Here is a 9,394-nt window from a genome sequence, read left to right on the forward strand (position 1 = left end):
GGAGGGGGAGGGGGGAGGGGCCCCTGCATCAGGTGCCGGCGTCGAGGTCCGGCAGTGCGCGGCCGGCCGGGCCGCCCGCTTCCGTGCCGCTCGCGTCGACCGGGCCGACGACCGTCCCCGCCCAGGAAAGCGCCGTCCATCCCTCCTCCGGCGAGCCGTCGACGACCACCACGCCCGTGTTGTCCAGATGGTGTTCGGCGGCGAACTCGACGGTGACGTTCCGCGCGCGGGCCGCGGCCCACACGCGGATCGCCGCACCGTGACTGACCAGCGCGACGGACACGGGCACGACACCAGCCCCACCCGACCCTCCGGCGTCTCCCGTCTCATCCGCTTCACCCGCCCCGCCCGCGACGCTCCGTGCGGCCTCGGCCTTGCGGGCGACTTCCACGGCTTCGGCGACAACGGAGTCGAAGCGGGTCAGTGCCTCCACCCCGTTCTCGCCGCCCGGCATTCGGCGCGCCGTGTCCCCGGCGGACCACGCGAAGGCGGTCGTCATGTAGGCGAAGGCGGCCTCTTCGTCGGCCCGCATCTCCAGGTCGCCGGCCGACAGCTCCCGGATCCCGTCGCGGACCCGGACCTCCAGGTTACGTTGGGCGGCCAGCGGTGCGGCGGTCAGCTGAGTGCGCGTCAGGGTGGAAGCGTACAGGGCGACGATGTCCTCGCCGGCGAGCGCGCCGGGCAGGGCCTCGGCCTGACGCCGACCCAGCTCGGTCAGGCCCGGTCCCGGACGTGCGGTGTCCAGAAAATGGCTCAGGTTCGACGGTGTCTGGCCGTGGCGGATCAGCAGCAAACGCATAGAACGGGTCGGGCTCCAGGCTCGGGCGCGCGGGCGGCGGCAGATAGGTGCATGGCCCACCCTCTCATCGAGCCACCGGCTGAGCACAGCGCTTCGGCGAGCCTGTCCGTGTTGGGGGAAGTGGCGTTGGTTCGAGCTGAGTTGATGGGCGAAGGGGCGCACGGGGTGACTGCGTGCTTCGGGGGCGATGGCAGTTCTGTGCGCCCCACCGCCATTCGGGCGATGAGATTCATCTGGAGGAAGAATCCATGACCATACCCAGGAGATCGTGGCGTGCCGCGGGAACGCTCGTGGCCGCTGCGGTCGTCGGCCTGACCGGTGGCGTCATCGCCGCCGGACCGGCCGCCGCTCACACCCCCACCTGGGCCGTGACCTGCGCCGAGGTGAGTGTCGACCTCACCAACTACACGAGCGACGTCCCCAACACGGTGACCGTCTCGGTGGACGGCAAGGACCTGTTTCCCACCGGGACATTCGGCCGTGAGTTCCACAAGAAGCTCACGCTCCCCGAGCACGACAAGGAAGTGACGGTCCGACTCGTCGTCAAGGACGCCGAAGAGGGCGGCAAGCACTCGATCGACCAGACCAGGACCGCGCCGGTGTGCGAGGGGGAGACCCCGCCTCCCACGCCGACGCCCACCGAGTCGACGCCGTCGGAGCCTCCGGCCACCGAGACGCCCGCGCCGAGTGAGACTCCCAGTGAGAAGCCTTCGGAGTCGGCGCCCGCAGTGCCCGCTCCGAGCCCCAGCGCGCCGGATCTGGCCGAGACCGGTTCGTCGTCCGCCACTCCGGTGATCGGCGGAGCCGCCGTCGCTGTTCTGCTCGCCGGTGGCGGCATCCTGTGGGCCGTCCGCAAGCGGCGTACCGCCCAGGGCTGACGCCTTCCGCGACCGGCGTCCGCCGCTCACCGCGTGTGATGAGCGGCCACCCGGTCCGCCTCGGCCGACGCCTTCCAGGCATCGGCCGAGGGGCGTATCGCACTACCGAAGCGGTGCGGCACGCCCCTCGCTGCTGTCCAGCACCGTCCTCCACCTGACACACGCTCCGTCAGCGGCCTTTGGCCGGTGGTGCGTTCTACGGACGGGGCGACGGCGTTCCGTCGGCGGGCGTCGGCGGGGAGCCGATCTCGCACCAGACGGCTTTGCCCTCACCGCGCGGTTCGACGCCCCAGCGGTCGGTCACCGCGTCGAGCAGCAGAAGCCCGCGCCCCGAGGTCGACGTCTCGCCCGGACTGCGCCTGCGGGGCCAGGTGCTCGACCGGTCCTGCACCGAGAGCCGGATCCGGCGTACCGGTTCGGGCAGCACCTCCAATGTCAGCACGGCTCCGCCCTCGGTGTGCAGCAGCACGTTCACCAGCAGCTCGCCCGTGACCAGTTCCGCGTCGTCGGCGAATTCGGCCATGTCCCAGTCGGCGAGCGCCTGGCGCACGATGGCGCGGGCGTCCGAAAGGCCCTGCGGGTCCGCCTGGTGGATGTACTGGTGGATCCGGGGCGCATGCGACGATCCGACGTCGGGGCTGCGGCGCAGGACCAGCAGGGCCACGTCGTCACCCGAACCCCACCGCTCCCACAGCCGCTCCGAGAGGTGGTCGGCCAGCGCCTCGGCCCCCGCGGGGCCGGCGCTGAGTTCGTTCCGCAGCGCGTCGACGCCGGTGTCCAGGTCCGTTCCGGGCTCCTCGACCAGGCCGTCCGTGTAGAGGACGAGCGTCTCGCCCGGCACCAGGTCGAGCCGGGTCTCGGGGAACTCCTCGTCCCCGAAATCCGTGGAGACGCCCAACGGCATGCCGCCCCGTACCTGAGGGGTGCCGACGCGACCGTCCGTGTGTCTGATCAGCGGCCCGAGGTGTCCGGCCCGGACCACCCGCGCGGCTCCGGACGCCAGGTCGACCTGCGCGTAGGTGCAGGTGGCGAAGCGGTCCGTGTCCAGTTCGGCGAGGAAGCGGGAGGCGCGCGCGAGCACCGTCGCGGGCGGGTGCCCCTCACCGGCGTACGCGCGCAGCGCGATGCGGAGCTGGCCCATGATCGCGGCGGCGTGGGTGTCGTGCCCCTGGACGTCCCCCACGACCAGCCCGTAGCGGTTCTTGGGCAGGGCGATCACGTCGTACCAGTCGCCGCCGACCTGCCGGCCGCTCCACGCGGCGTGGTAGCGGACCGCGATCTCGCCGCCCTCGATGTCCTGAATACGGGGCGGCAGCATCGCTGACTGGAGCTGCGTGGCGAACTCGCGCTCCTCGTCGAAGAGCATGGCCCGCTGGAGCGACTGGGCGACGATGGCCGCGAGCCCGAGGCAGAGGATGCGTTCGTCGGCGTTGAAGGCCGTGCGGTCACGGTAGAAGAGCGCGAGTCCGCCGAGCGACCGGGCCTGGGCCACCAGGGGCAGATACGCCGCCGCCTGAAAACGCAGCCGGCCCAGATGCGGTTCCAGCGCCGGATAGCGGCGGGCGAGCGCGGCGAGGGAGGTGATGAAGCGCGGACGCCCGCTGCGGATGGCGTCCGCCAGCGGAAGGTTGCGGTCCAGCTCTCCGGAGCCGAGCCCGTCGAGCGCCTCCAGGGACTCGCCGCTCAGCGCCACGATGTTCACCGCCGAGTTCTCCACGAGCCCCAGGGTCAGCCCGTCGGCCGCCAGCCTCGCCAGCGCTCCCGCACCCGTGAGCGCCGCCGTCACGTCGTCCACGGTGACGGCCCGCGACATCGCGCTAGTTGTTTGTTCAACGATATCGGTCTGACGCTGACGCCGCTTTTCCAGATCGAGAACGAAGGCCGAATGGGTGACCTCGGCCGTCGCGTCCCGGACCACTCCCACGATCCGGTGGGCCGTTTTGTCTTCGGAGCGCAGGATGCGGGCCTGGACATGGGTCCACTGCGTGTCTCCTCCGTCGAGCGGCAGCCGGAAGTGGATGTTGTAGGAGTTGCTGCCGTTGGTGACGGCCTCCTCCGCCGTCACCTCGATGCGCGTCCGCTCCGACGGTTCCAGTCGTTCCATGAGCGCTTCCGGACGCGCCTCGTAGGCGGCGCGATCCATGCCGAACACGGCCAGCCCCGCGTCGTCGATGTCCAGAACCCCGGTCGCCACATCCCATTCGAAGCTGCCTGTGCGGTTCATGGCCAGGCGTTCCGTCGGCAGGATCTCTCCGTCCGGCTTCCATCCGGCGCGGCGGGCCGGATCGGCGTCGCTGTCCAGCCGCCGTTCGTCGTCGTCGGTCATTCCTGCTCCGGAGGTCGTCCGGCGGGGCCGTGCGCGGGCGTGCCCCCGAAGCCTCAATTGTCGAGCCGGTCCCGCCGGAGTGCCACAGCGACCTGGCCGGGCGTCCCCGCGGAGCGAGCGCCGGGCCGCGCACTCCGTCCCGTCCCGCACGCCCCGTTGCCGCCCGTCTCCACGAGACCCCACGCGGCCGTCCCCGGCCGTGGCCACCCCCGAGGCGGGGCGGCGGGCGGCAGGCCGCAGAATGGCGGGGAAAGATCGTCCGCCCCCGAGTGGACGGTCCCTCCAGGTCGCCAGCTGCCCACCGAGCGGAGTGCACTCATGAACGACGACCGGCCCGTCCTGCTGGACATCCGGGGCCACTGCCTGCACATCACGCTCAACCGGCCCCGCGCTCTCAACGCGCTCGACCACACCATGGTGCGGCAGCTCGGCGAGGCGCTGTCCCGTGCCGAGAGGGACGGAACCATCGCCTCCGTGGTGCTCGCGGGGGCCGGTGAGCGCGGCCTGTGCGCGGGCGGCGACATTCGGGCCGTCCACGACGACGCCCGGGCCGGCGGCCGTGCGTCCCTGGAGTTCTGGCGCGACGAGTACCGCCTGAACGCGCGCATCGCGCGCTTCCCCAAGCCCTACGTCGCCCTGATGGACGGCATCACGATGGGCGGAGGAGTGGGCGTGTCGGCCCACGGCGGCATCCGCGTCGTCACGGAGCGCTCTCGTGTCGCCATGCCCGAGACCGGCATCGGGTTCGTCCCGGACGTCGGCGGCACCCGCCTCCTGGCCGCCGCGCCCGGCGAGCTGGGTACGCATCTCGCGCTCACCGGCCGTAGCGTCGGAGCGGCCGACGCGCTCCTGTGCGGACTCGCCGACCACTACGTCCCCGCGGCCCGGCTGCCCGAGCTGACGGACGCCCTGGCCGAGGCCGCCACCCCGGCGGAGGTGCTGCGGACGGTGGAGCGGTTCACGTCAGAACCGCCCGCCGGAGAGCTCGCCGCGCAGCGCGGCTGGATCGACGCCTGCTACGGCGCGGACACCGTCGAGGAGATCGTCCGACGGCTCGACGGGACCGGCGACCCCGCTGCGGCTCAGGCCGCCGCCACACTGCTGACGGCCTCGCCCACCGCGCTGAAGGTCACCCTGGCCGCCGTCCGGCGCGCCGCCCGGCTCGACAGCCTGGAGGCCGTCCTGGACCAGGAGTTCCGCGTCTCCAGCCGGGCTTTCGAACAACCCGACCTCGTCGAGGGCGTACGAGCCCGGATCGTCGACAAGGACGGCAGCCCGCAGTGGAAGCCGGCCACCCTCGCCGAGGTCGACGCCCAGCACGTCGCCGCCTTCTTCGCACCGCTCGGACCGGACGCGACGGAACTCGGCCTCGCGCCCCGCCCGGCCACGCCGGACGCCTGACCGAGGAAGCGGCCCCGCCCGCACCCGGGCCGGCGGGCGACCGAGGGCCCCGCCGCGCCGCTCACCGGTCGGCGTCCGCCACGACCCCACTCACCTGTCCCTGCTGCCGGACAGGCTCGGCTGGAGCTCCCGCACCAACGCGAACAGCCTGCCCTCGTTCCCCGCCAGCCCCGCGCCGCGCAGCGCGCGATCGGCCTCCCGCATCGGCGACGTGAGCAGCGGCAGATACAGCGGCCCTTCCTCCGGGTCGCCGAGCGCCGCGCGGGTGGCCTCCAACAGACGGACGTACGCCTGTGCCGCCGCGATCTCGACCTGGTTCATCTCAGCATCTCCTGTCCAGAGGTGTCGGACCGTCAAGCATGTCGCACGGGTCTGACAACGCCTCGTCAGGAACGCCCTCGCGCACCGGGGAGACCCGCCGGTGGCTCAACCTCCAGATACCGGCGTCGGCGGGGACCCCGGTACAGCAGTACCGTCCAGCCGAGCCGCCGCAGCACCTCGGCGCATTCCGCCAGCGCTTCCTCCTCCCGGTGCGCTGCCCCGCTGCCGAGCGGCCCGGCCCACTCGACCCGCACCGAACCCGGCGACTCGCCGTCGCGCACCCGGTATCCGGCCGACACCCGGCGGCCCGAAGCGTCGACGGCCGACGGAGCCACGCCCGACCCCTCCAGCGCCAGCGCGACGGCACGTTCGGGCCGATGCAGCTCCCACGGAGCCGGCACGCCCTCGCCGCCGGCCGGTCCGGAGTCCGTCAGCCGGCGAATCTCCAGCAGCCCCGCGAACGCGGTCCGCACCGACGCGGCGCGAGCAGCGCCGTCCTCGACCGGTGGCGGCCCGTCCCCGGTCGCCGGCGCGAACCCGCCGCCCTCCTCACCCCTCATGCGTCCCCCTCCGCCTCGTACAGCGCTCACGCGCACCAGTGTGCACGGCGGGAGACGCCCGCTCCGGAGAGGGCGTGCGCCAAGAAGCGGTCGCCGGGCCGGTGCCGTTCCCTGCTCTCGCTACAGTGATGCCCCTGACGGTCGGCCCCCCGAGCAACCTGACCACTGCCACGAAACCCGAGGACCCGCACCCGTGCCGGACGACGAACGCACCGCCCAGCCGAACGGCCGACGCACCGCCATATCCGGCGACGGGCGGGACGCCCTGCGCGCAGACTGTACGAACTGCTTAGGGCTCTGCTGCGTGGCCCTGACGCTGACGGCCTCCGCGGACTTCGCCATCGACAAGGACGCCGGGCAGCCCTGCCCCAACCTCAGGGACGACTTCCGCTGCGGCATCCACACCGCCCTGCGGCCCAAGGGCTTCCCCGGCTGCACCGTGTACGACTGCTTCGGCGCCGGGCAGCAGGTGTCGCGGGAAACGTACGGAGGCCACGACTGGCGGTCGTCGACGCCCGCGACCGCGGCGCAGATGTTCCAGGTGTTCCCGGTCATGCGCCAGCTCCGCGAGTTGCAGTGGTACCTCACCGACGCCCTCGAACGGCCGGCCGCACGCTCTCTGCACGCCGAGCTCCGGCGCGCGCTGGAAGCGACGGAGCGCCACACCGCTCGCCCCGCCGTCGATCTCGCGGAACTCGACGTGGCCTCCCACCGCGGCCGGACCGCCCCTCTCCTGAGGCGCACCAGCATCCTCGTGCGGGCCGCCGCCCCCCGTCGCGCACAGCGCGAGCGTCGAGGCGCCGAACTCATCGGAGCCCGGCTGCGCGGCGCCAACCTGCACGGAGCCGACCTCCGGGGCGCCTACCTGATCGCCGCCGACCTGACCGGCGCGGACCTCCGCCTGGCCGACGTCATCGGGGCGGACCTCCGCGACGCCGACCTCTCCGACGCCGACCTGACCGGATGCCTCTTCCTCACCCAGACACAGCTCAACGCCGCCAAGGGGAATGAGGCCACCGTGCTGCCGCCGGCCCTGAAGCGGCCCACGCACTGGATCGTCCCGTCGGCGGCGGCCACCTGACGATGCCGTGGCATCGGCGCTGCCCAGCGGCGGACGGCCGGCGGCGGACGGTCAGCCGCGCGACGGGGGAGCGTCCTCCTCCACGGCGGCCTTGAGACGTTCCAGCGTGGTCCGGATGTTGCCGCGCTGGAACTGGGCGAACGTCCTCCCGCGCGTCGCTACCCGGTCGAACCCGTCGGCCAGGAAGTCCGGCCAGGACCGGCGGTCGTCCATCCAGGTCTCGGTCACCCGGGTCGCCCCGCCCACCGCCTCGAACCGGTACTCCCACGTGGCGATGGGTCCGGGCAGCCGCGGACGCCGCAGGCCGATCGCGTGGACCCGGAACGCGAAGCGCTCACCCGGGTCGGCCGCCGTCACGGTGCACCGGGTCGTCCAGCTCATCGCGCCGCGCTTGTTCCGCCCCTCGAAGACCATGCCGACGTACGCGCCACGCCACTCTCCCCGCACGGTCGCGCCCCGGTTCTCCGGGCTCCAACGGCCCATCGCCGTAGGATCGCTGAGCCGTTCGTAGACCTGTTCGGGGGTGGCGTCGATGAGGATGCTGTCCTCCACGGACATGGTGCGGGGCATGGCACGACTCCTTGTCCACAGCCGTCGTCCGGCCAGACGATGGGACCGGACGGACGTGGAGCCGACCCCCGCACCACCTTACTCGTGAGTAAATTCGATTCCGCCCCGGGGGAGAGGAAGTGCTCCCGCCTCAGCGCGCCCGGCGCACCCGAGTGCTCCGAGCACGGCCGTCGTGCCGGTGGGGCGGAGGGAACGATCCGCCTCCACCCCACCGGCCGTGTCGGGTGTCAGGCGCGCCACTCCGCCGTGCGCTCCGGCGACGCCTGGGCCAGCGCCCGCGTGACGGCGTCGGCATCGTCCCGGCTGCCGTAGACGGGCGTGCCCGGCTGCTGACGCCACGAGTCGTCCAGCCCACCGCTGTCGACGGTGTCGAAGCCCAGTTCGTCGATGAGGTCGCGCACCGTCTGCTTCGCCGCCGCGTCGTCCCCCGCCACCGGGAGCGCCTGCCTGCCCGGTGTGCCCTGCGGACGGCCGCGGTCGAGGATGTCCTGCGCGTACGTACCGTTGAACGCCTTGATCACCGGGTGGCCGATCTGCCGCTCGGTCCACCGGCTCTCCGGCAGCCCGTCCTCGATGGCGGCGATCCGGCCGTCGCGCTGCGGGTAGTAGTTGCCGGTGTCGATGACCACGGCCCCCTCCGCCGCGCCGTCCAGGAGACCGGAGGGCAGATCCGGCACGGCCTTGAGAGGGACGGTCACGACGACGATCCGGGCGCCGTTCGCCGCCTCGGACGCGGTGACGGCGGTGGCTCCCGTCTCCTGCGCGAGGGCGGACAGGGTCTCGGGGCCACGGGAGTTGGCGACCGACACCTCGTGTCCGAGTCCGGTCAGACGCCTGGTCAGGTTGCCGCCGATGTTTCCCGCGCCGATGATGCCGATCTTCATGGGTCCGACCTTCCGATGCCTGCCGCGTGAGCTGTGAGTGGTGCTCTCGCATCACCAACTCGGTGCATCGGCAGGCTATTCCGCGCGGCTCCCGCCGCCCGTGCGCCGCGCCCGCCGCTCCGCCGCCCGTGTGGGCCATTTGAGTGTCGTTGGCAGCCGCATCCGCCGTACGGGGAAGGATGTCCCACCGCGCCCATCGCCGCGGGTCCATTCTGGTCGCCGAGTCCGTACGGGCCGACGAACAGAAGGAGCGTCGTAGTGACGACGAGTGGCATCCCGCGACCGGTGGAGACCGAAGTCGCCGACCCGAGCGATGTGCTGGTACGGCGCAAGGAACCGGGCAACGTCGTCATCAAATGGCTGACCACCACCGATCACAAGACGATCGGATCGATGTACCTGATCACCTCCTTCGCGTTCTTCTGCGTCGGCGGGATCATGGCCCTGGTGATGCGGGCGGAGCTGGGCCGGCCCGGGCTCCAGATCGTCTCCAACGAGCAGTTCAACCAGGCGTTCACGATGCACGGCACCGTCATGCTGCTGATGTTCGCGACGCCGCTGTTCGCCGGGTTCA

At 72.5% G+C, this 9,394-nt stretch carries 9 protein-coding genes and 1 pseudogene; 4 read left to right on the forward strand and 6 right to left on the reverse strand.

All coding sequences use genetic code 11. The annotated features are described in order from the left end of the window. Nucleotides 1-28: 28 nt before the first annotated feature. Nucleotides 29-799 (reverse strand): histidine phosphatase family protein, encoded by a 771-nt coding sequence (locus EES43_RS29415; RefSeq protein ID WP_124272210.1) that lies wholly within the window; start codon nucleotides 797-799, stop codon nucleotides 29-31. 248 nt (nucleotides 800-1,047) lie between these two features. On the opposite strand from EES43_RS29415, the gene EES43_RS29420 reads away from it, so the two are divergent. Further along, entirely contained in the window at nucleotides 1,048-1,677 is a 630-nt protein-coding gene (locus EES43_RS29420) for an LAETG motif-containing sortase-dependent surface protein (RefSeq protein WP_124271588.1), read from the forward strand. Between the two features lie 196 nt (nucleotides 1,678-1,873). On the opposite strand, the gene EES43_RS29425 is transcribed toward EES43_RS29420, so the two are convergent. Then, on the reverse strand, nucleotides 1,874-4,003 hold the full coding sequence (locus tag EES43_RS29425; RefSeq protein ID WP_124271589.1) for a SpoIIE family protein phosphatase: 2,130 nt from the start codon (nucleotides 4,001-4,003) through the stop codon (nucleotides 1,874-1,876). A gap of 318 nt (nucleotides 4,004-4,321) precedes the next feature. On the opposite strand from EES43_RS29425, the gene EES43_RS29430 reads away from it, so the two are divergent. Further along, nucleotides 4,322-5,404 carry an enoyl-CoA hydratase/isomerase family protein gene (locus tag EES43_RS29430; RefSeq protein ID WP_124271590.1) on the forward strand — a complete coding sequence of 361 codons (1,083 nt, stop codon included), beginning with the start codon at nucleotides 4,322-4,324 and terminating at the stop codon, nucleotides 5,402-5,404. A 90-nt stretch (nucleotides 5,405-5,494) separates the two neighbouring features. Here EES43_RS29430 and EES43_RS29435 read toward each other — a convergent pair whose 3' ends face one another. Together EES43_RS29435 and EES43_RS29440 are read right to left on the reverse strand one after the other, a co-directional pair. Continuing rightward, on the reverse strand, nucleotides 5,495-5,725 hold the full coding sequence (locus EES43_RS29435) for a hypothetical protein (protein WP_124271591.1): 231 nt from the start codon (nucleotides 5,723-5,725) through the stop codon (nucleotides 5,495-5,497). 65 nt (nucleotides 5,726-5,790) lie between these two features. After that, a complete protein-coding gene (locus EES43_RS29440) occupies nucleotides 5,791-6,285 on the reverse strand; it encodes a hypothetical protein (protein WP_124271592.1) in 495 nt (164 codons plus the stop codon). A gap of 241 nt (nucleotides 6,286-6,526) precedes the next feature. Here EES43_RS29440 and EES43_RS29445 point away from each other — a divergent pair, with 241 nt between their 5' ends. Continuing rightward, nucleotides 6,527-7,366 (forward strand): pentapeptide repeat-containing protein, encoded by an 840-nt coding sequence (locus EES43_RS29445; protein ID WP_124272211.1) that lies wholly within the window; start codon nucleotides 6,527-6,529, stop codon nucleotides 7,364-7,366. A gap of 51 nt (nucleotides 7,367-7,417) precedes the next feature. On the opposite strand, the gene EES43_RS29450 is transcribed toward EES43_RS29445, so the two are convergent. Further along, a complete protein-coding gene (locus EES43_RS29450) occupies nucleotides 7,418-7,936 on the reverse strand; it encodes an SRPBCC family protein (protein ID WP_124271593.1) in 519 nt (172 codons plus the stop codon). Between the two features lie 227 nt (nucleotides 7,937-8,163). Continuing rightward, nucleotides 8,164-8,832, reverse strand: a pseudogene (locus EES43_RS29455) (NAD(P)-binding domain-containing protein); the annotation flags it as partial. A 246-nt stretch (nucleotides 8,833-9,078) separates the two neighbouring features. Here EES43_RS29455 and EES43_RS29460 point away from each other — a divergent pair. Next, on the forward strand, nucleotides 9,079-9,394 hold a 316-nt coding region (locus tag EES43_RS29460), incomplete at its 3' end, for a cbb3-type cytochrome c oxidase subunit I (RefSeq protein WP_206430152.1).

It is taken from the genome of Streptomyces sp. ADI96-02 (assembly GCF_003846185.1).
In the GTDB taxonomy this organism is placed as follows: Bacteria; Actinomycetota; Actinomycetes; order Streptomycetales; family Streptomycetaceae; genus Streptomyces.

Excerpts from the sequence above, each read along its gene's own strand:
- EES43_RS29415 (WP_124272210.1), bottom strand. The coding sequence starts at position 799 with ATGCGTTTGCTGCTGATCCGCCACGGCCAGACACCGTCGAACCTGAGC.
- EES43_RS29420 (WP_124271588.1), top strand. The coding sequence starts at position 1,048 with ATGACCATACCCAGGAGATCGTGGCGTGCCGCGGGAACGCTCGTGGCC.
- EES43_RS29430 (WP_124271590.1), top strand. The coding sequence starts at position 4,322 with ATGAACGACGACCGGCCCGTCCTGCTGGACATCCGGGGCCACTGCCTG.
- EES43_RS29440 (WP_124271592.1), bottom strand. The coding sequence starts at position 6,285 with ATGAGGGGTGAGGAGGGCGGCGGGTTCGCGCCGGCGACCGGGGACGGG.
- EES43_RS29450 (WP_124271593.1), bottom strand. The coding sequence starts at position 7,936 with ATGCCCCGCACCATGTCCGTGGAGGACAGCATCCTCATCGACGCCACC.
- EES43_RS29435 (WP_124271591.1), bottom strand. The coding sequence starts at position 5,725 with ATGAACCAGGTCGAGATCGCGGCGGCACAGGCGTACGTCCGTCTGTTG.
- EES43_RS29425 (WP_124271589.1), bottom strand. The coding sequence starts at position 4,003 with ATGACCGACGACGACGAACGGCGGCTGGACAGCGACGCCGATCCGGCC.